The sequence below is a fragment of the Nocardia pseudobrasiliensis NBRC 108224 genome (assembly GCF_001613105.1).
GTDB lineage: Bacteria > Actinomycetota > Actinomycetes > Mycobacteriales > Mycobacteriaceae > Nocardia > Nocardia pseudobrasiliensis.
In genome coordinates this window covers 250,511-270,562 of the sequence record NZ_BDBS01000002.1, presented here as the reverse complement: position 1 = coordinate 270,562, position 20,052 = coordinate 250,511, and the positions used below count along the sequence as shown (strand labels likewise).

Here is a 20,052-nt window from a genome sequence, read left to right as displayed (position 1 = left end):
GCGGGTGTACGGAACAGGAGACGACCATGAAGATCTGTAGCACCTGCGGCGTAGAGCACGACGATGCCGCGGCGCTCTGCCGGATCTGCGCCGACGAGCGGCAGTGGATACCCGCCGACGGCCAGCACTGGACCACCCTCGACGAATTGGTCGGCGCGGGCCATTCGATCGCCGTGCGTGAACTCGAACCGGATCTGTTCGGTCTGACCGTGGAACCGTCGTTCGCCATCGGGCAGCGCTCGCATCTGATCCGCACGCCCGCGGGCGCGGTGCTGTGGGATCTGGTCGGCTATGTCGACGACGCGGTGGTCCGCCGCATTCGCGAAATCGGCGAGGTGGTCGCCATCGTGCCCAGCCACCCGCATCATTTCGGCGTCCAGGTGGAGTGGAGCCGCGCCCTGGGCGGGGTGCCGGTCATGGTGTCGGAGGCGGATCTGGAGTGGGTCGCGCGGCCCGATCCGGTGATCCGCACCTGGGCCGGCAAGCTCGACGTGCTGCCCGGCGTCACGGTGCGTCAGGTCGGCGGACATTTCCCGGGCAGCGCCGTATTGCACTGGGCCGCAGGGGCCGACGGCGCGGGCGCGCTGTTCAGCGCCGATACGATCCACGGCAATCCGGATCACGGCTCGGTGACCTTCATGCGCAGCTATCCCAACCGCATTCCGCTGTCGGCGGCGGTGGTCCAGCGCATCGCCGCGTCGGTGGAGGAGTTCGAATTCGACCGGCTCTACGACAATGTCGGCAAGATCATCGGCCCGAACGCGCGTGAGATCATCCGCCGATCGGCCGACCGCTACACCGGTTGGGTCCGTGGCGATTTCGACCATCTGACCTGATCGACCGGCGAAAAGCCTTCGGGCCCTCGACACTTGTCGAGGGCCCGAATGTCAGGCGGCGAAATTCCTACTCGTCGTCCCCGGCGCCATTGGTCGCCCCGGCGCGCGTCTGCTTCTTGGCGCGGGCGCGGCGGCGTTCGGCACGCAGTTCGGCGAGCTCCTGTTCGAGGGTTTCGGCGATGCGGAACTGTCCGGTGTCGTACAGATTCATCGAATCGGTGTCCGCGTCGGCCTCGGGCTGACTCTTGGCCTTCTTGCCGTTGCCATTGGCCTTCGGCGCGTCCTTCAGATCCGACATCCAGCTCTTGGCCGACGAATCATTGGCGGCTGGCTTGGATTTCGGCAGCCAGATATCCGGCTCGGACGGGTCGACGGTCTCGGCGTCGCGCACATCGGCGTCGGCCTTGGCCCCGGCGGGCTGAACCGGCTCGGCGGGCGCGGTCGGCAGCGCGGGCAGCGGCGCCGCCTGCCTGGTGTCGGGCGCGGCCTGGCGAATGAAGCTGACGAAGGTCGGCAGCGTCCGCCGGATCTGCTCGGCCGGATCGGGAATGTCCTTGACCTGGTCGGTGGCGCGAGTGATGGCCTGGCCGTAGCGGTTACTGGCCGAATCGTGCACCAGCAGCGCCACGCCGACCATGACCGGCGCGACCGCGTGCACGCCGACGTCGTACCACGAGCCGTTGCGCAGATACGGATAGGTGTTCAGGCCGACCGTCAGTGCCAGCAGCGCCAATTCGGCGATGATGATCTGCCTGCGGCTGTCCAGAATCCCCCACTCGGCGACCTTGTTGGTGCCGATCATGATGATGACCAGACAGACGCTGATCATGCCTTCCAGCAGGTAGCTGAACCAGTACAGCGGATCGGTGGGACCGCCGGGAGCGATATTGTGCTGAACGTTGACGGCCGACCACAGCATACCGGCCACCACGACGCCCGCGAGGGCGCGCTGGGACCAGGCACGATGGCGATACAGCGAGGCCAGTTTGGCATGCGGGCTGGATTCACGCCGCTGGGCGGCGATCGCCTTGCGGGCCATGAGGAGATCTCGCATGTCGGCCTTCGCGATCTCTTCGGACGTCTGCCGTGCGCGGTCGGACGCGGAGGCAGCGGCCTGCACGTTCTTCCAGCGTTGTTCGCGTTCCTGCTCGCGAATCCGTTCCGCGAGTTCGCGTTCGGCCTTGAGCTCGTCCTCCGACAGCGCCTCTGTCAACGACGGGTCGAACTGGAACGCCATGCGACCGCGGGCCTTCTCGACCCGCCTCGCCAGCTGCGTGACCTCGTCTCCCATTGGGTGTTCGAGGGTCACCTCGACCACCGCCCTGTGAGATGCGGTGGCACACACGTGATCACGGGTGGAAACGACACAGGACATTAATAGTCGATTCGACCCGCAAGCGAAACTGTAGATTTGCCGAAAAGCGTGTCGCACCGGCGTGGCGCGCAAGACACGCCGGAGACGGCAACTCTAAATCAGCTGACCAGCAGGACAATTCGTCGTTTTCGGAAACAGGGCGAACCTCGCCATCCCGACACGCCCCGCCCGCCTACGCCGCCGCGGCCGAGACCAGCATCCGCCGTACCGATTCCGGATCCTCGACATCCACGACCAAGCGGGTGAAATCCGCACCCGCCAGATCGATCCGCAGCGCGCCGCCGTCGAACAACGTGTCCCAGAACTCCTTACGCCCCTTGCCACGGAACGTTCCGGCGGCGATCACGCCGGGAAAGAACGTACCGGGCGCGCGCACCCACGGCGGTCGCTGATCGACCTCGGCCGGGGCCACCGCGGTAACCGCCGACAGATCGAAACTGAGCTGCTCACGCAGGCCCAGGAACCGGTGCGCGCCGAGCACATGCACCGTCACGGTCGTACCCGAGACCTCGATTTCGACCATCGTCCACACCTCACTACCGCCGAGAACGCGTACCGACTCCACAGTGACCGCGGACTCTGGCGTGAGCCTGTGCCATTCCTATGATTTCTCGATCATTTTCACAGGATTCCACGCGTGTGCCCGATGACCTGCGCGAACGCCCTGACTAGGCTTCCCCCATGAAACTGAGCACACGCAACCAACTCACCGGTACGGTCGCGTCGATCACGCGCGGCGAGGCCATGGCCGTGGTGCGGGTCCGGCTCGCGGGCGGCGAGGAGATCACCTCGTCGATCACCCGCGACGCCGTCGACGACCTCGGCTTGGCCGACGGCGCACCCGTCACGGTCCTGATCAAGTCGACCGAAGTGGCCCTGGCCGTCGAGTGATCGACCGGCCGTCGGGCCGGATGTCGAAAATTAACTAGCACGAGTGTGTCAAAATAACCGTGTGCCCAAGATCGTCGATCACGACGCGCGCCGCCGCGAACTCGCCGAGGCGGTGTGGCGGGTCATCGCGCGCGACGGCGTGGACGCGGTGTCGGTCCGGGTCGTCGCGGCCGAATCCGGCTGGTCGACCGGAGCGCTGCGCTACTACTTCACGACCCGGGCCGAACTGCTCGCCTTCGCCTGCGAGCAGGTGATCGACCGGGTGAGCGAGCGCATCGCGCGGATCACCCCGACCGAGGACGCCCGCGCCTGGGCGCGTGCGGCGCTGTCGGAGACCATGCCGCTGGACCCGCGCAGACATACCGAGGCCACGATCGCCTTCTCCTTCGTGGCGCTCGGACTGTCCGATCCCGAGCTGGCCCGGGTGCAGCGCCGCCACTTCCGATCCATGCGCGAGCTGTGCGAGCGGGCGGTGGCGGCGTTGGAATCGCGGCCGAGTCCGGCCGCGGCTCGCACCCGCCGCGCGGCGCATCTGCACGCCGTGGTCGACGGCCTGGCTCTGCAGGGTCTCGCGGGATTCCTCACACCCGAGCAGATGAGCGCCGGACTCGACGCCTGTCTCGACGAAACGAACTGATTAGGATTTCACGCATGCGGCCAGGCCCACGCCTTTCCGGATTTCTCGCCTTCACACTGCTTTTCGCGATCGCGGTCGCGACCGCCTGGACCCTCCAGCCGCACGGACACCGCACGGAATCGGCCCCGCGCGAGGCGTTCAGCGCCGGGCGGGCCCTGGGCGTCGTCGAATCCATTGCCACGAAACCGCATCCGGTCGGGACGGCCGAACACGACCGCGTTCGCGACCATCTCGTGGCCGAGTTACGAAAGCTGGGCCTGGACACCGAGATCCGCTCGGGTGTCGGCCGCTATCCGGAGACGCTGAAGCGTGACGTCCTCGGCGTCGGGCGGGTGGACAATATCGTGGCCCGCATTCCCGGCTCCGGCTCGACCGGCACGATCTATCTTGCCGCGCACTACGATTCGGTGCCCTCGGGCCCCGGCGCCAATGACGACGGCGTGGGCGTGGCGACCGTACTGGAGTCGGTCCGCGCGCTGCGCGAGTCGGGTAGGACGTTGCGCAACGACGTGGCGGTGCTGCTGACCGACGGCGAGGAGATCGGACTGCTCGGCGCGGAGGCGTTCGTCGCGGCGGGCGGATACGACCCGCACGGGCTGGTGATCAATCACGAGGCGCGCGGCGCGGGCGGCCCGCCGCTGCTGTGGCGCACCACCCGCCCCGACGGCCCGCTGGTCGCCTCGGTGGCCGCGGCGGCGCCGCATCCCAACACCGATTCGCTGTCGACGGCCCTCGCGGGCGATACGACCTCGAGCAATACCGATTTCGCGGCCCTGAAACCCGGTGGCCTGCGGGTGCTGGACTGGGCCTTCGCCGGGCACAGCGCCTACTACCACAACATCTTCGACGATCCCGCGCATGTGAATCCGGCGACCCTGCAGCAGATGGGCGACAACACCCTGGCCCTGATCGGCGAATTCGGCGATCAGGATCTCACCGCCTCGGGCGGTGCCGATCGGGCGTATTTCCAGCTGCCGTTCGGCCTGCTGGTGGTGCTGCCGCCGTGGGTGATCATCGCGCTCGCGATCATCGCCGTACTCGCCGTCGGCTGGACCGTCGTTCGAGTCCGGCGCACGGGCGAGACCACGCTCGGGCGCGTCTTCGTTTCCGCCGCAACGGCTCTGGTCACGACGCCGATCGCGATGGCCGCGACCTACGGCCTGTGGGAGGCGATCCGGGCGGTCCGGCCCGACTACCGCGCACTGTTCGTGGATCCGTACCGGCCCGAGCTGTACTACGTGGCAGCCCTCGCGCTCTGCGCGACGGTCACGGTCGCGTGGTATGCCGTGTCCCGCAGGCTGTTCGGGCCGACGGCGACCGCGGTGGGCCTGTCGGTCTGCGTCGCGGTCCTGGCCGCACCGGGCGCGGCGCTCGCACCCGCCGCGGCGCAGATCCTCGTGATCCCGGCCGTCGCGGCGACCGTGGCAATCGCGCTGACGTACGAGGTACGGGACCGGTGGCGGCTGCCGCTGCTGACCGTATTCCTCGTCCCCGCGGCCGTTTTCCTCGGCGCGGGCACCTGGACGACACTGCAGTCCGGCATTACCGGCGCACCGTTTCTGGTCGCGCCCACCATGGTGCTGCTCGGCGGTCTGCTGCTCCCGACCCTCACCCACGCCTGGCCGAAGCGCCGCGCCGCGCTGATCCCCCTCACCGGTCTGGCCCTCACCATCGTCCTGGCCGCCTCCGGCGTCGCGATCGACCGCTACGACGACCGCCACCCTCAGACCGTCCAACTGGCCTATACCCTCGACGCCGATACCGGTACGGCACAGTGGATTTCGCGCAACGCCCCCGACCGCTACACCTCCCGCTTCGTCCATTCCGGCCCACCCGACCCCGCCATATCCGCCTTGTGGCCCGATGGCGCCGCCGCGGGTCCCGCCCCCGTCCAGAACCTCACGCCCCCGAAGGCCGAAATCCTCTCCGACACAACCACTGCCGACCAGCGCACCATCCGTCTGCGCCTGAGCTCCCCGCGCGGCGCGACGGCCATCGGCCTGCGTTACGACACTCCGGTAACCACCCTCCGGGCCGCGGGCCGCGACCTGTCCCCCGTCCCCACCAAGGGCTTTCAATTCTCCGCACCCCCGGCCCGGGGCCTCGACGTGGAACTGACCGCTCCCGCGGGCCCGCTCTCCCTGCGCGTGGCCGACTACAGCTGGCTGCCGGACGCCGGGATCGACGCCCTGCGGGACCGCCCGGACGACATCTTCTTCCGCCAGGACAGCACCTGCGTCGTAACGGCCGCGGTGCGGGGGTTGTAAGGATGCCGAGAGTGAGTGTACAGTCACTCACATGGCCAAACGAGGTGCGACGCTCTCGACATCCGACGCCCGGCGCGAGGCCGTGGTGGATGCCGCGATCGTCGAATTCGCCCGGACCGGGTACCACGGGACGCCGATCAACAATGTGGCCGCCAAGGCGGATATCTCACCCGCCTATGTGTTCAAGTTGTTCCCCGGCAAGGTGGCCCTGTTCGTGGCGGCGCTCGAGCGCTGCTTCGAGTTGATCGAGCAGGCGCTGGCCAAGGGTGCGGCCCGGGCCGCCGGGCGCGATGCCGAGGAGATTCTGCACGAGATGGGTGGGGCCTATGCCGAACTCATCGCGGACAAGAGTTTGTTGATGCTGCAGGTGCACGCGCAGTCCGCGGCGGATATTCCGGAGATCGCCGAGGCCGTGCGCCGCGGACTGGCCCGGGTGACCGAGTTCGCCAAGAGTCGCTCGGGCGCGGCCGATCAGCGTGTGCAGCACTTCATCGCCTTCGGTCAGCTCTGCCATCTGATCACGACCCTGGGGTTGGACGGAAACGACAGCGCGTGGGCGGCGATCCTGACCGCGGGCATTCGCCACCCCAAGGCTCCCTGACGAAAACCCATGCCCCACCGGGGCATTTCATTTTACCCATCGAGTGATTGACTAGTCACACACTAGGAGAACATCATGACCACCACCATCGCCACCGAAATCGTCCTGCCGGGCAAGGTCGAGCCGAGCGGACTGCGGGTCGCCGAGCGGGTGCTGCCCGCGCCCGGGGCCGGACAGGTGCTGATTCGCGTCGAGGCCTCGGGGATCTCCTTCGCCGAACAGCAGATGCGGCGCGGGAAGTATTACGACCAGCCCGCCTACCCGTTCGTACCGGGATACGACCTCGTCGGGACCGTGACCGCCGTCGGCGCGGATATCGACCGGAACCTGATCGGACGCCGGGTCGCCGCGCTCACCAAGACCGGCGGCTGGAGCAGTCACGTGGTGCTCGACGCCGACGAATTGGTCCGGGTGCCCGGCGGATTGGATGCCGCCGAGGCCGAGACCTTCGTCGTCAACGGCATCACCGCCTGGCAGATGCTGCACCGGACAGCGAATGTGCGAGCGGGACAGACGATTCTGGTGCACGGCGCCAACGGCGGGGTCGGCTCCACGCTGGTGCAGCTGGCTCGCGCGGCCGGGATCCGGGTGATCGGCACCGCTTCGGCCCGCAATGCCGAGGCCGTCGCGGCCCTGGGGGCCACCTGGGTGGACTACCGCGGCGATGTGCCCGCGCAGGTGCGCGCGCTCGCGCCGGGCGGCGTGGACGCGGTCTTCGATCACGTCGGCGGACCCGGCATCGTGGATTCGTTCCGCCTGCTGGCCCCGCACGGCACCCTGGTGTCCTACGGCACCGCCGCCACCAAGAACGACGAGGGCAATTCCCGCCTGCCGGTGCTGCGCCTGTTCGCCCGCCTGCTGCTGTGGAACGCGCTGCCCAACAAGCGCGGTGCGCACTTCTACAACATCTGGGCGGGTAAGCGCAACGCCCAGCGCTTCCAGAAGCGGATCATCGAGGATCTGAGCGCGGTCTTCGGCCTCGCCGCATCCGGCGACCTGCGCGCCCAGGTCGCCGCCCGCATCCCGCTGACCGACGCCGCCCGAGCCATGGAACTGGCCGAATCCGGCACCGTCATCGGAAAGGTCGTCCTGGTTCCGGGCGAGTGAGCCGCCGCCTACGTGTGGGCCTTGCGCAGCGCTCGCAGTTCCTCACCCCGGGGGTCTATCGCATCGGTCGACTCCGGGAAGTCGAAGCGATGCACCACAAGGGATTCGGAGGTGGCCGCCGCCCAGCCCGGGTCGCCGTGGGTCGCGAAACGCACCCAGGCCGCGTGGGTTTCGTCGGCCAGGGCCTGGGGCGGATTCGGGCCGGTCAGGTTGTGCGCGGCGGCCAGTTGATCGAAGACGAACGGGACCTCGATGACGTGGCAGGCGCCCAGGTCGGGAAGGGCCGAGGGCCAGGCGAATTCGTAGAGGTGGGTGGCGCCGGGAGTTTCGGCCAGGCGGGTGACGTCGTCGCGGAATATCGCGTCGGTGAGGATGGCCGCGTACAGATCCGCCGCGCCGGCGCCGGGACGCTCGGCCCGGTAGATATCGGCGATCGCGGGGTCGAGACCGTAGCGGGGCAGCAGGACCGACAGCGTGTCGTCGGTGATTCCGGCGGCGATACCCGTGGGGAAGGTGAAGAAGCGGAATTCCTCGGCGGTCCACCCGGCCAGCAGCGGGACCCGATTCGATTGGGCGGCAACCACATCGATCGGCCGCGCCGGGAGCAGCTCGCCGTCGATCACCGGGAAGAAGCTCAGCAGGCCCAGACCGCCCGCGAGCACGGAGGCGCCCCAGCGGGCCGGATCCGGATTGATCATGAGCTCGAGGCCGATCGTGTTCTGCGCCTCCAGCAGTTGTCGCGCGCTCACCCGGCCGAAGGCCTCGGCGCTGGCCTCGATGCCGAGCCGGTCGGCCAGCACCTCGCCGAGCCGGACCGCGTCCTGGGCCTCGCAGACACCGGATCCGTTGCCGCTCTGCACGATCGCGCGCCGGAACAGCCCGCGCGCGGCGGGGGCTGCCAGCAGATTCACCACGCTCATCCCGCCCGCGGACTCACCGAAGATCGTGACCTGATCCGGATCGCCGCCGAAGGCCGCGACATTGTCCCGAACCCATCGCAGCGCGAAGATCTGATCGTGCAGACCGCGATTGAGCGGCGCACCGGGCACCGCGGCGAAACCCGAGGCCCCGAGCCGATAGTTGATCGACACCACCACGATCCCGTCGCGGGCGAACGCCCCGCCGTCGTAGATCTGGCGCGCATTGGAACCGCGCGTGAACGCGCCGCCGTGGATCCAGACCAGCACCGGCAGTCCGGAACCGCCCGGATCCGGGGTCCACACATTGACATTCAGATACTCGTCACCGGGTATGCCGTCACTGCCCAGCAGCGCGTGGATCGGCGGCGGATAGGGCGCCTGCACGCAGGTGGCGCCGAATTCGGTGGCCGACCGCACGCCCTCCCACTTCGCAACCGGTCGCGGCAGCTCCCACCGGGCCGGGCCGACCGGCGCGGCCGCGTACGGAATGCCCAGGAAGACGCTCACTCCGTCCCGGATGAAACCACGAATATCGCCGCCGGTGACGGACACGATCGGTGCCATACTCACTCCTCCACAGTCCCCTCGATTATGCGGGTCGCCGCGCGGCGTACCAGTCGAGCAGTTCGGGATCGTCGACCGCGCTGCGCTCCACCACACTCGCCGGATCCGCGCCCTGCAGCACCCGTTTGATCGGCACCTCCAACCGCTTACCGGTGCGCGTGTGCGGGATACCGGGCGCGGAGATGATCTCGTCGGGGACGTGGCGCGGGGAGATCTGTTCCCGAATGACCCGAGCGATCCGATCCCGGATCACCTCGCCGAATTCGAAACCGTCGGCCAGCACCACGAACAGCGGCATCCAGTAGTCACCGTCGGGCCGTTCGATGCCGAGCACAAGTGCCTCGGCGATCTCCGGCAGCTGTTCCACGGCCTGATAGATATCCGCCGAACCCATCCGGATGCCGTGCCGGTTCAGGGTGGAATCGGAGCGCCCGTGTACGACGATGCTGCCGCGCTCGGTGACGGTGATCCAGTCGCCGTGCCGCCACACCCCGGGAAAGGTGTCGAAATACGCAGCGCGGTAACGAGATCCGTCCGGATCGTTCCAGAACCGCACCGGCATTGACGGCATCGGCCGGGTGAGCACCAGCTCGCCGACCTCGTCCCGCACCGCCGCACCGGAGCCGTCGAACGCCTCGACCGCCGCGCCGAGATAGGGAACCGAAAGCTCCCCCGGCCACACCGGCACGATCGGTGATCCGCCGAGGAACGCCGACACCACATCGGTACCACCGCTGATCGAGGCCACCTGCACATGGTCACCGATATTCTCGCCCAGCCAGATCGACGACGGCGCGGGCAGCGCCGATCCGGTGACCCCCACCGACCGCAGCCGCGCCAGATCGAACTCCTTGCGCGGCACCGAACCCGCCTTGATACACCCCAGCACATAACCCGGGCTGGTGCCCAGCACGGTGGTCTCGGTCCGAGCGGCCAACTCCCACAGCGCATCCGCGCGCGGACGGCCAGGGCTGCCGTCGTAGCAGACGATGGTCGCCCCGACCAGCAACCCCGCGACCTGGAAGTTCCACATCATCCAGCTCGGACTGGTGTACCAGAAGAATGTATCCGACGGACCGATATCAAACTGCAGCGCAACGGCTTTCATATGTTCGAGCAGCACTCCCCCGTGGCCGTGCACGATACCCTTCGGCGGTCCGGTGGTCCCGGAGGAGAACAGCACCCACAGCGGATGATCGAAATCTACCGGTTCACAGCGCAATTCACCGCCATCGGCACTGGCGAGCGCCCAGTCGAGCGCGCCGGGCATCGGATCACCCACCCGCGACACCACGACCGTGCCCAGCAGTCCGGGCAGACCCGCGCGAATGGCCTCGATCTCACCGCGTTTGTCGTGGATGCGACCGCCGTAGCGATAACCGTCCGCGGTCACCAGCACCACCGGCTCGAGCTGCCCGAGCCGATCCAGCGCCGCCTTTGCCGAATAGTCCTGTCCGCAGGCGCTCCACACCGCACCCAGGCTCGCGGTCGCCAGGAATGCGATCACGGCCTCCGGAATATCGGGCAGATACCCGGCCACCCGATCACCGGGCCGCACACCCAATTCGAGCAGGGTGCGGGCGAAAGCCGCGGTGCGGTCGAGCAATTCGGCCCACGACAGGTCGGTGAGCCCGCCGTCCTCACTCACATACCGCACGGCCGGGCGGTCGGTGCGCGCATTGCGCCGCACCCGGTCCACGTAGTTGAGCCGCGCATCCGGAAACCACCGCGCCCCCGGCATATCCGTACTCGTCAGCACCCGTTGCGGCGTCGGGCCGAAATCGAAGTACTCCCACAGCACGGCCCAGAACCCGGCCACATCCTCTACCGACCACTGCCACAACGCGTGATAGTCGGGGAACCCACGACCCGTGCGCGCGGCCGCGAACCTCGCGAAGTCGGTCACGCGGGCGCGCTCGACCTGCTCGATCGTGGGTTCCCACTGCGGTTCTCGGCAACCCCTCATCGCGCCGACCAGCCGCCGTCCATCACATAGGACGAACCTGTCACCATGCCCGCGGATTCGCCCGCCAGCCAGCCCACCAGCGACGCGACCTCGCGCGGCTCGATGAGCCGTTTCACCGCGCTCTCGGTCAGCAGCACCTTCTCCACCACCTCCTGTTCGGCGATGCCGTGCGCCTGGGCCTGATCGGCGATCTGCTTGTCCACCAGTGGAGTTCGCACATAGCCGGGGTTGACGCAGTTGCTGGTGACCCCGTGCGGGGCGCCCTCCAGCGCGGTCACCTTCGACAGGCCCTCGAGTGCGTGCTTGGCGGTGACATAGGCGGCCTTGTACCGCGAGGCCCGCAGTCCGTGCACCGAGGAGATGTTCACGATCCGCCCGAATCCGCGGTCGTACATATGCGGCAGCGCCGCGCGCACCAGCAGGAACGGGGCCTCCACCATCAGCGCGAGCATGGTCCGGAACCGCACCGGCTCGAACTCCTCGATCGACGAGATGTGCTGTATCCCAGCATTGTTGACCAGCACATCCACCTCGAGCCGCAACCGCTCGAGCGCGGCGACGTCGAGCAGATCCACCACCCATGCCTCCCCGGCGACCTCCTCGGCCAGCGCCTTGGCCGCGACACCGTCGACATCGGCCACGGTCACCGTCGCGCCCCGGGCGGCCAGCTCCCGCACGCACGCCGCGCCGATCCCGCTCGCGCCGCCGGTCACCAGCGCCGAGCGTCCGGTCAGATCGCTCACTGCGCATTCACCTCCAACTTCTCCACGCGCGCGCCCGAATCGGCGCGATCAACGGTTTCCAGGTCCAGACCGTGGGTTTCGCGTGCGAACGCGACGGCGACCAGAGTGATCGCCGCGGCCGCGGCCAGATACACCGCGATGGGCACCGACGAGCCGAACTGCTCGAGCAGCCGCACCGCGATGATGGGCGCCAGCGATCCGGCCACGATCGAGGTCACCTGATAGCCCAGGGACACACCGGAATAGCGCATCCGGGTCGGGAACATCTCGGCCATGATCGCGGGCTGCGGCGCGTACATGAAGGCGTGGAACACCAGGCCGATGATCACCGCGCCCAGGATCAGCGCACTGTGCTTGCTGTCCATCAGCGGGAAGGCGAAGAAGCCCCACGTCGCCGTCGCGACCGTGCCGATCAGATAGACCGGACGCCGCCCTATGCGATCGCTGAGCCGCCCGACCAGCGGAATCACCACGAAATGTACGGCGTGCGCGATCAGCAGCCACCACAGGATCGTTTTGGTGTCGACCTTGACGTGCACCTTCAGGTACGTAATCGAGAACGTGACCACCAGGTAGTACATGATGTTCTCGGCGAAGCGCAGGCCCATGGCGGTGAAAACCCCACGGGGATAACGCTTCAGCACCTCGACCACGCTGAACGAGGTCGCCTTGATCTGCTCGACCTCGCGCTGCGCCGCGGCGAAGATCGGCGCGTCGGTCACCTTGGTGCGCACGTAGTACCCCACCAGCACGACCACCGCGGAGAGCCAGAACGCCACGCGCCAGCCCCAACCGAGGAATGCGGCATCCGACAGCGTCGAGGTCAGTACCAGCAGCACGACCGTCGCCAGCAGATTGCCCATCGGCACCCCGGCCTGCGGCCAGCTTGCCCAGAATCCGCGCTCGCGACTGGGGCTGTGCTCGGCGACCAGCAGCACCGCGCCGCCCCACTCGCCGCCGACCGCGAAGCCCTGCACGAATCGCAGGATCACCAGCAGCGTGGGCGCCCAGTAGCCGACCTGGTGATAGGTCGGCAGACAACCCATCAGGAAGGTCGACGCGCCGACCAGCACCAGACTCAACTGCAACAGCTGCTTGCGGCCGTACTTGTCGCCGAAGTGCCCGAAGACCACGCCGCCCAGCGGGCGCGCCGCGAATCCGACGGCATAGGTGATGAAGGCGGCGAGGATGGCGTCGAGATCGCTGGTGCCCTTGGCGAAGAACACCTTGCTGAACACCAGCGTCGCCGCCGTGCCGTAGAGAAAGAATTCGTACCACTCCACGACAGTCCCGGCCATCGACGCGGCCACCACGCGTCGAAGTCCGGTGGGTGGTACTGCACTGCGCGCGCTCATCAGAACTGCTCCTTCATGACCCCGGACACATCACTCATTGATTGTGATGGCCAACACAATTCATTGGTCACGACGAGTATTGGTGCAGATTCGCCCGCCCGCAATGCCCAGATCCGCAGGGCCCGTCTGCAAGAATGCAGATATGGCCGAACCGAGCCGCCGACCCAGCGCGGACGATCTACTCGTCCTGCTCGCGGTCGGCCGCTCCGGTCGATTCGTCTCGGCCGCCGAGGAACTCGGTATCAACCACACCACCATCTCCCGGCGCATCGCGGCGCTGGAACAGGCGCTGGGCGGGCGGGTGCTGACCCGGGCCGCGGGCGCGTGGGAGCTGACCGAACTCGGGCGCGAGGCGCTGGCGGCGGCCGAGGCGGTGGAATCGGCCGTGCGATCGCTGAGCGCCGGCGACGACGGGATGCGCACTCTCGAAGGCGTGGTGCGCGTTTCGGCCACCGATGGATTCAGCGCCTATATCGCCGCGCCCGCCGCCGCGCGCGTGCAGCGCCGCCACCCCCGCATCGCGGTCGAGATCGTCGCCACCACCCGGCGCGCCTCGGTCCAGCGCTCGAGCGTCGATCTCGAGGTCGTGGTCGGCGAGCCGAAAGTGCTTCGCGCGCAGGCCATGCGGCTCGGGGACTACTGCCTGGGCCTCTACGGTTCCCGGGATTACCTGGCCGAGCACGGGATTCCGCGCGATATCGAGGAGCTGTCCCGATATCCACTGGTGTACTTCATCGAATCGATGCTGCAGGTCGACGATCTGGATCTGGCCACCAGTTTCGCGCCGATGATGCGCGAATCGGTGTCCTCCACCAATGTCTTCGTCCACGTGGAGGCCACCCGCGCCGCGGCCGGGCTGGGCATGCTGCCGTGTTTCATGGCCGACCGCCACACCGATCTGGTCCGCGTACTGCCCGAGAAGGTATCCGTGCGGCTGACCTACTGGCTGGCGGCCCGCGCGGAGACGCTGCGGCGTCCGGAGGTGGCAACGGTGGTCGAGGCCATTCAGGCCACCGTGCACGAGCAGCGCGAAGTTCTGCTCGGCATTGTCGGCTAATCGCCCTATATGAGGGTCGTCACAGTTCAACGCTGACATGCCATACATCACAAACTTGTTAGCAAATCTTTAGCAACACGTACCGTATGCCGACCGATACGTCTTCCGAGCGCACCACCACGCGCTCGCCCTGCGGCCCCCCCGGTGGGCCGCTCGAGCGAAAGGTCGACAATATGCGAAGGAATCGGGGTACATGGTTACGCCGGTCGGTGCTGGGCGTAGCGCTGGCGATGCTGGCTCCACTGGGCATCTCGGTAGCCGGGTCGGGGGCGGGCGCCTCGGCGGCCTTCACTCCCGCGGCCTTCGATTTCTGGGTCGATTCCGCGGCCATGGGACCGATCAAATCGCGCGTGCTGCGCGCGGCCGACGGCAATACCGACCGGGTCGCGTATCTGCTCGACGGTATGCGTGCCACCGAGGACATCAGCGGCTGGGAACACGAGACCAATGTCCCCGACCTGCTGGCCAGCTGGAATATCAATGTCGTGATGCCGGTCGGCGGACAGTCCAGCTTCTATGCCGACTGGAACGCGCCCAGCTCCTTCTTCGGTGAGCCCGCCGGTTCGGGCTCCTCCAGCGGTTCGGCCGGGCCGGGAAAGAGCTACCGCTATGACTGGGAGACCTTCCTGACCCAGGATCTGCGCGGGGCCCTGCGCGACCGCCTCGGCTTCCGCGCCGACCGCAACGGCATCTTCGGACTGTCCATGGGCGGCAGCGCCGCGCTGACCCTGGCGGCGTATCACCCGGATCAGTTCAGCTTCGCCGGGGCGTACTCCGGCTATCTCAATATCTCCGCACCCGCCATGCGGGAGGCGATCCGCGCCGCGATGGTCGACGCCGGTGGCTACAACGTGGATTCGATGGCCCCGCCGTGGGGCCAGCAGTGGCTGCGGATGGATCCGTTCGTCTTCGCGCCGCAGTTGATCGCCAACAACACCCGGCTGTGGGTGTCGGCGGCCAGCGGACGGCCCACGGTGAACGACGGACCGACCATGGACACCGTCAACGGCATGGCCCTGGAAGCCTTGGCGCTGGCCAATACTCGCGCCTTCCAGGCTCGTATGGCCAGCCTCGGCGGCGGCAATGCGGTCTACGACTTCCCGGAGTTCGGCATCCACGCCTGGAACACCTGGCAGGACGAGGCGTACCGGATGATTCCGGATCTGTCGGCCAATATCGGCTGATCCGGTGGTGCCAGCACCACCGCGCATGCACGCGTAGGCCCCATGGTCCGGCCCGCTTCCGGGCCGGACCATGGAGTGCATGGCCCTGTCGCGCATCGTGTTTCGCCTGCCCGCCCTGCTCGCCGTCGCCGCGGTGGCGATCGGCGCGGCCGCGGGCGGCGCGCGGGCCCGCGACGGGATCGAGTACTGGGAGGTCCAGGACTACGGGACGGTGCTGGCGGTGCGCGCCGACGGATTCGATACCTATCAGGTCACCGATATCAGTTGTCTGCCAGTCGTTTCCGATGAGGCCTACGTCATCGTTACAGCGTCGGCCACACTGCGGGTGGACGGTTCGCCGGGCCACCGCACGCTGCGTCGCCTGTCCGGACTTCCGCCCCTGTGCGACACGACCGTTCAACCATCGGTATTCGATGTGTTCTGGCAGACCTTCCACGAGCACTATCCCTTCTTCGACGCGAAGGGTATGGACTGGAACGCGATTCGCGACATCTGGCGCGATCGGGCGAATGACGCGCAGGCGCGTGGCGACGACGCGGCGCTGTTCGCGGCGCTGCGCGATACGGTCGAGCCGCTGGGCGATGCCCACGTGATGATCTCCGCCGGTACCACCGGACACTTCGGTTCCGGGCGACCCGGCACGGTCGTACCGGGCCCGGAACTCGACGCCAAGGTGAAAACCTTTGTCCAGCACCGTGATCTGCGCGATCATCCGCTGACCGACTACGCCCGCGGCCGCATCTCCTATGCCGACCTGCCCGATCGCCCGGATTACGGCTATCTGCGAATCTCCGGATTCGGCGGATACTCCGACACCGACACCTTCGCCGCCGACAGCGCCGCACTCGATCACGCGCTCGCCGATATCCTCACCACGGACCGCCGCGCCCGCCTGCGGGGTCTCATCCTCGACCTGCGCGTCAACGGTGGCGGCTCGGACAGCCTCGGCCTGCGACTGGCCGGATGGTTCACCGACCGGCCGTATTTCGCCTACGCCAAGAAGACCCGCACCACCGCGCCCCAGCCGCAGCGGATCACACCGTCTCCCAACGGTTTCCCGGTGCCGATCGCGATCCTCACCGGCGGCTCCACCGTCAGCGCCGGAGAAACCTTCACCCAGGCCATGATCGAGCGCCCCGCCCGCACCGTCCGGATCGGCGAGGCCACCCAGGGCGTGTTCTCCGATGTACTCGAGCGCAAGCTGCCCGGACCCGGGCACGGCGACTGGTGGTTCGGGCTGCCCAACGAACTGTTCCTCGACGGCGGCGGAAAAACCTTCGACGGCACCGGAATTCCACCGCAGCTGCCGGAACCGGTGTTCACCGACGAGGAATTCGCCCGCGGCGCGGATTCGGCGTTCGACCGCGCGGTGCGGTGGCTCGCCGAATAGCCCCGCTCACCCCCGAGTGCGCACCGGCAACGCGGTCATTCCGCGCATGAGAAAGCTCGGCTGCCAGTGCGGTGTGAAATCCGGATCGTCCAGGGTGAGCCCCGGAAAGCGCTGCAGCAGTGCGGAGAACGCGATCCGCCCCTCCAACCGGGCCAGCGGCGCGCCCACACAGTGGTGGATGCCGTGCCCGAAGGCCAGATGACCCGCGGTATCGGCGGCGATGTCGAAACTGTTGGGATTTGAATAGCGCGACGGATCGCGATTGGCCGCGGTCAATGCGACATAGACGATCTCGTCGGCCGGAATCTCGACGCCCGCGATGGTGACCGGCTCGGTCGTGTAGCGCAGGGTGGCCCAGCCGACCGGGCCCTCGTAGCGCAGGAACTCCTCGATCGCGGCCGGGATCAGCTCCGGATCGGCGCGCAGCGCCTCGAACTGGGTCCGCTCGCGCAGCAGCGCCCAGGCGCCGTTGCCGATCAGGTTCACCGTGGTCTCGTGCCCGGCGACGAGCAGCAGGAAGGCCGTGGCCACCAGTTCGTCGGCACTGAGCTCGTCACCGTCGTCGCTGGCCTGCACCAGAGCCGACAGCAGATCCTCGGCGGGTTGAGCCCGCTTGTCCGCCACCAGTTCCCGCAGATACGCCGACATATCCGTCACGGCGACGCCGCGCTGTTCGAAGGTGCTGCGGGCATCGCCGACCAGGATCTTGGTCCAGCCCTGGAACGCGGCCCGATCGGCGAACGGCACTCCGAGCAGTTCGCAGATGACGGTGACCGGAAGCGGAATCGCGAACGCCTGCAATAGATCCACCACGTCGTGACGCCGCATGTCGTCGAGTAGTTCGGCGGTGATCTGCTCGATGCGCGGGCGCAGGGCGGCCACCTGACGCGGCGTGAACGCCTTGTTCACCAGCTTGCGCAACCGGGTGTGATCGGGCGGATCGCTGTTGAGCATATGCGCCGCGAGCGTCTCCGAGGTCGAGCCGTAGGGCAGGTTGGGATTCTTGCGCCGAATGAGGGCGTAGAGGCCGTGCGCGTCCTTGCGCAACATCGGATCCGACAGCGCCGCACGGGCTTCGGCGTATCCGATGATCACCCAGCCGGCCGTGCCGTCCCGGACCCCGATCTGGTGAACCGGGCCGTGCGCGCGCCATCGTTCATAGTATTTGTGCGGATCAGCGTGGAAATCGTCCCCGACGAATTCGATCCGGTCCACGGCCCCGAGCTCGACCATGTCACACTCCCGTTCGACAGCCACCTTCGCATGGCACTTCGCCTCACGCTACCGAAACCGAAGGGTATGAGACCTAGCTTCTGGTGGCAACGATATTGACGTCGACGATCGCGGGGACGACGTGCTCGATGCGCACGCGCGCGGCGGCCTCGGTCGCGGCGGTGAGCGCGATGTGGTGGACGATCCCGATCAATGCCTGCCCCAGTAATTCCGGCGTGGCGGCGGAGGTCAGTCGGCCCAGTCGCTTCTCGGCGGAAAGGTATGCGGCGATGTACTTTTCGACGGCATCCAGGCCGATGGAATCGCCGAGCGCCTCCCGTACACGCACGCTCAGCTCCGGACGCGCGACGAGCAGTCGCGTCGAGGCCATCACGGTGTCCAATGGCACCGCAAGCAACGTCGCGCACAAATTCTTTGTCACCTCGCCGCCGCCCGCGCGCGGCGGCAACGTCGCGGCCTCGGCGGAGATCACGAAGGCGCGGTCGACGGCGTAGGCGACCAGGAATCCGTCGAAATCGGTGAAATGCGCGTAGAGCAGTCCGGTGGCGACCCCGGCCTCGCCGGTCACCGCCCGCCCGTTCAACCGGCCCGGCCCGTCGCGCACGATCACCCGCTCGGCGGCCGCGAACAGCTGCTGCCGGATCTCGGGAATGGCGATACCTCGGGGCATGGTCACGAGTTTATCGGGCCGTGACCGGGTCAACTTGGGGTTGACGAAAGTTTGAGCAGATGCTCATACTCGTGGGCATGACACAGCATCGACGAGCGATCATCGCGGGCGCGGGGATCGCCGGACTGGCCACCGCACTGCGACTGCACCGGGCCGGATGGGAGGTGCTCGTGATCGAGCGCTCCCCCGCCCGGCGCAGCGGCGGATATCTGGTGAACATCAACGGTTTCGGCTACGACGCGGCCGAAAAGCTCGGCCTGCTACCGGCTTTGACGGCATGTGATATCGGCTGGTTCACCACGATCCTGGTGCGCGCCGACGGCAGCGCGAAATTCACCGTCCCGGCCGAGATCGCACAGGCCGCCGTCGGGTCACGGATGGTGTCGGTCTTTCGCGGTGATGTGGAAAACGCGCTCTACGAGAAGGTTTCGGCCCTGCTGCCGATCCGCTTCGGCACCGTGGTCGAGGCGGTCGAACAGCGCGCGGACGGGGTCCGGGTACGGCTGAGCGACGGCGGCGACGAACTCGCCGATCTGCTGGTGGGCGCGGACGGATTGCATTCGGGAGTGCGGCGACTGGTCTTCGACGACGTCGATCCGCTACGTGACCTGGGCTATCTGGTCGGCGCGTTCCCGCTGGACCGGGTGCCCGATGGGCTACCGGAGTCCACGGGTACCACCTTCATCGGCCCGGGCCGGATGGCCGCGGTGATCAATGTGGGCCCGCGGCGCTCCTCGGCGTTCTTCGCCTATCGCTCGGCGGATCCGCGGGCGGAGGCGGCGCGGGGTCCGGCCGCGTCGCTGGGCGCGGTGTTCGGCGATCTCGGCGGCGGGGTGCGCGATGTGCTGCGGCAGCTCGAAAGCGATTCCGGCCCGGCCTATTTCGACTCCGTCAGCCAGATCGTGCTGGACCGCTGGAGCCGGGGGCGTGTGGTACTGGTCGGCGACGCGGCCTGGTGCGTCACGCCGTTCGCCGGATACGGGGTGGCGCTGGCTCTGGCGGGCGCGGATCGACTCGGCGACGCGCTCGGCCACGGCGACGGCGATATCGCGGCGGCGCTGGCGGACTGGGAGTCCGGATTGCGCGCCGAAGTACGCAAACGCCAGGCCCTGGCCCGCAAGGGCGCGGCCCGCTTCGTCCCGCCCTCCCGATTCCACGTGGCGATGAACGAGACGACGATGCGCGCGATCGGGCTGCCGGGCATCCGCGGCGTGCTGCGCCGGTCGATCGCACGCGCGAACCGGTAGGCGCGAAAT

At 68.0% G+C, this 20,052-nt stretch carries 18 protein-coding genes; 10 read left to right on the top strand and 8 right to left on the bottom strand.

Going from position 1 to position 20,052, the window contains the following annotated elements:
• Positions 1-26: 26 nt before the first annotated feature.
• Positions 27-836 (top strand): MBL fold metallo-hydrolase, encoded by an 810-nt coding sequence (locus tag NP4_RS02545; RefSeq protein ID WP_067991144.1) that lies wholly within the window; start codon positions 27-29, stop codon positions 834-836.
• A 67-nt stretch (positions 837-903) separates the two neighbouring features.
• Here the strand turns inward: NP4_RS02545 and NP4_RS02540 are convergent, their stop codons facing one another.
• Both NP4_RS02540 and NP4_RS02535 read right to left on the bottom strand, forming a co-directional pair.
• Positions 904-2,145, bottom strand: coding sequence for a hypothetical protein (locus NP4_RS02540; RefSeq protein ID WP_067991998.1), 1,242 nt, complete (start codon positions 2,143-2,145; stop codon positions 904-906).
• Between the two features lie 238 nt (positions 2,146-2,383).
• A complete protein-coding gene (locus NP4_RS02535; protein WP_067991142.1) occupies positions 2,384-2,734 on the bottom strand; it encodes a hypothetical protein in 351 nt (116 codons plus the stop codon).
• 158 nt (positions 2,735-2,892) lie between these two features.
• On the opposite strand from NP4_RS02535, the gene NP4_RS02530 reads away from it, so the two are divergent.
• The 5 genes from NP4_RS02530 (at position 2,893) to NP4_RS02510 (ending at position 7,714) form a co-directional block, all read left to right on the top strand.
• A complete protein-coding gene (locus NP4_RS02530) occupies positions 2,893-3,102 on the top strand; it encodes a TOBE domain-containing protein (RefSeq protein ID WP_067991140.1) in 210 nt (69 codons plus the stop codon).
• Positions 3,103-3,163: 61 nt separating this feature from the next.
• Positions 3,164-3,739: a TetR/AcrR family transcriptional regulator gene (locus NP4_RS02525; RefSeq protein ID WP_067991138.1), complete on the top strand. Its 576-nt coding sequence runs from the start codon at positions 3,164-3,166 to the stop codon at positions 3,737-3,739.
• A 14-nt stretch (positions 3,740-3,753) separates the two neighbouring features.
• On the top strand, positions 3,754-6,006 hold the full coding sequence (locus NP4_RS02520) for a M20/M25/M40 family metallo-hydrolase (RefSeq protein WP_067991131.1): 2,253 nt from the start codon (positions 3,754-3,756) through the stop codon (positions 6,004-6,006).
• Between the two features lie 31 nt (positions 6,007-6,037).
• Positions 6,038-6,607, top strand: coding sequence for a TetR/AcrR family transcriptional regulator (locus tag NP4_RS02515; protein WP_067991128.1), 570 nt, complete (start codon positions 6,038-6,040; stop codon positions 6,605-6,607).
• Between the two features lie 75 nt (positions 6,608-6,682).
• The gene (locus NP4_RS02510; RefSeq protein ID WP_067991125.1) at positions 6,683-7,714 is read left to right on the top strand and encodes a medium chain dehydrogenase/reductase family protein; all 1,032 of its coding nucleotides are present in this window, start codon (positions 6,683-6,685) and stop codon (positions 7,712-7,714) included.
• Positions 7,715-7,722: 8 nt separating this feature from the next.
• On the opposite strand, the gene NP4_RS02505 is transcribed toward NP4_RS02510, so the two are convergent.
• From NP4_RS02505 to NP4_RS02490, 4 genes are read right to left on the bottom strand one after another with little or no spacing between them, the layout of a single operon-like run.
• Complete coding sequence (locus tag NP4_RS02505; protein ID WP_067991122.1) at positions 7,723-9,198, bottom strand: carboxylesterase/lipase family protein; 1,476 nt, start codon at positions 9,196-9,198, stop codon at positions 7,723-7,725.
• 25 nt (positions 9,199-9,223) lie between these two features.
• Positions 9,224-11,164: an acetoacetate--CoA ligase gene (locus tag NP4_RS02500; protein WP_067991118.1), complete on the bottom strand. Its 1,941-nt coding sequence runs from the start codon at positions 11,162-11,164 to the stop codon at positions 9,224-9,226.
• Complete coding sequence (locus tag NP4_RS02495) at positions 11,161-11,907, bottom strand: 3-hydroxybutyrate dehydrogenase (RefSeq protein WP_067991116.1); 747 nt, start codon at positions 11,905-11,907, stop codon at positions 11,161-11,163. The genes NP4_RS02500 and NP4_RS02495 overlap by 4 nt, the downstream gene beginning before the upstream one ends.
• Complete coding sequence (locus NP4_RS02490; RefSeq protein ID WP_067991114.1) at positions 11,904-13,262, bottom strand: MFS transporter; 1,359 nt, start codon at positions 13,260-13,262, stop codon at positions 11,904-11,906. The genes NP4_RS02495 and NP4_RS02490 overlap by 4 nt, the downstream gene beginning before the upstream one ends.
• A gap of 142 nt (positions 13,263-13,404) precedes the next feature.
• Here NP4_RS02490 and NP4_RS02485 point away from each other — a divergent pair, with 142 nt between their 5' ends.
• The 3 genes from NP4_RS02485 to NP4_RS02475 all read left to right on the top strand — a co-directional run bounded on the left by NP4_RS02485 (position 13,405) and on the right by NP4_RS02475 (position 16,893).
• Entirely contained in the window at positions 13,405-14,319 is a 915-nt protein-coding gene (locus tag NP4_RS02485) for a LysR family transcriptional regulator (protein WP_114755452.1), read from the top strand.
• 173 nt (positions 14,320-14,492) lie between these two features.
• Positions 14,493-15,503, top strand: a complete 1,011-nt coding sequence (locus tag NP4_RS02480; protein ID WP_067991995.1) for an alpha/beta hydrolase — start codon at positions 14,493-14,495, stop codon at positions 15,501-15,503.
• A gap of 79 nt (positions 15,504-15,582) precedes the next feature.
• Positions 15,583-16,893, top strand: coding sequence for a S41 family peptidase (locus NP4_RS02475; protein WP_067991111.1), 1,311 nt, complete (start codon positions 15,583-15,585; stop codon positions 16,891-16,893).
• Positions 16,894-16,899: 6 nt separating this feature from the next.
• Here NP4_RS02475 and NP4_RS02470 read toward each other — a convergent pair whose 3' ends face one another.
• A complete protein-coding gene (locus NP4_RS02470) occupies positions 16,900-18,126 on the bottom strand; it encodes a cytochrome P450 family protein (RefSeq protein WP_067991110.1) in 1,227 nt (408 codons plus the stop codon).
• A 73-nt stretch (positions 18,127-18,199) separates the two neighbouring features.
• On the bottom strand, positions 18,200-18,796 hold the full coding sequence (locus NP4_RS02465; RefSeq protein ID WP_067991109.1) for a TetR/AcrR family transcriptional regulator: 597 nt from the start codon (positions 18,794-18,796) through the stop codon (positions 18,200-18,202).
• Positions 18,797-18,873: 77 nt separating this feature from the next.
• Between NP4_RS02465 and NP4_RS02460 the strand changes: the two genes are divergently transcribed.
• The gene (locus NP4_RS02460; RefSeq protein WP_114755480.1) at positions 18,874-20,043 is read left to right on the top strand and encodes an FAD-dependent oxidoreductase; all 1,170 of its coding nucleotides are present in this window, start codon (positions 18,874-18,876) and stop codon (positions 20,041-20,043) included.
• Positions 20,044-20,052 lie beyond the last annotated feature (9 nt).

Excerpts from the sequence above, each read along its gene's own strand:
- NP4_RS02460 (WP_114755480.1), top strand. The coding sequence starts at position 18,874 with ATGACACAGCATCGACGAGCGATCATCGCGGGCGCGGGGATCGCCGGA.
- NP4_RS02470 (WP_067991110.1), bottom strand. The coding sequence starts at position 18,126 with ATGGTCGAGCTCGGGGCCGTGGACCGGATCGAATTCGTCGGGGACGAT.
- NP4_RS02510 (WP_067991125.1), top strand. The coding sequence starts at position 6,683 with ATGACCACCACCATCGCCACCGAAATCGTCCTGCCGGGCAAGGTCGAG.
- NP4_RS02530 (WP_067991140.1), top strand. The coding sequence starts at position 2,893 with ATGAAACTGAGCACACGCAACCAACTCACCGGTACGGTCGCGTCGATC.
- NP4_RS02505 (WP_067991122.1), bottom strand. The coding sequence starts at position 9,198 with ATGGCACCGATCGTGTCCGTCACCGGCGGCGATATTCGTGGTTTCATC.
- NP4_RS02480 (WP_067991995.1), top strand. The coding sequence starts at position 14,493 with ATGCGAAGGAATCGGGGTACATGGTTACGCCGGTCGGTGCTGGGCGTA.
- NP4_RS02535 (WP_067991142.1), bottom strand. The coding sequence starts at position 2,734 with ATGGTCGAAATCGAGGTCTCGGGTACGACCGTGACGGTGCATGTGCTC.
- NP4_RS02545 (WP_067991144.1), top strand. The coding sequence starts at position 27 with ATGAAGATCTGTAGCACCTGCGGCGTAGAGCACGACGATGCCGCGGCG.
- NP4_RS02475 (WP_067991111.1), top strand. The coding sequence starts at position 15,583 with ATGGCCCTGTCGCGCATCGTGTTTCGCCTGCCCGCCCTGCTCGCCGTC.
- NP4_RS02520 (WP_067991131.1), top strand. The coding sequence starts at position 3,754 with ATGCGGCCAGGCCCACGCCTTTCCGGATTTCTCGCCTTCACACTGCTT.
- NP4_RS02490 (WP_067991114.1), bottom strand. The coding sequence starts at position 13,262 with ATGAGCGCGCGCAGTGCAGTACCACCCACCGGACTTCGACGCGTGGTG.
- NP4_RS02465 (WP_067991109.1), bottom strand. The coding sequence starts at position 18,796 with ATGCCCCGAGGTATCGCCATTCCCGAGATCCGGCAGCAGCTGTTCGCG.
- NP4_RS02500 (WP_067991118.1), bottom strand. The coding sequence starts at position 11,164 with ATGAGGGGTTGCCGAGAACCGCAGTGGGAACCCACGATCGAGCAGGTC.
- NP4_RS02485 (WP_114755452.1), top strand. The coding sequence starts at position 13,405 with ATGGCCGAACCGAGCCGCCGACCCAGCGCGGACGATCTACTCGTCCTG.
- NP4_RS02515 (WP_067991128.1), top strand. The coding sequence starts at position 6,038 with ATGGCCAAACGAGGTGCGACGCTCTCGACATCCGACGCCCGGCGCGAG.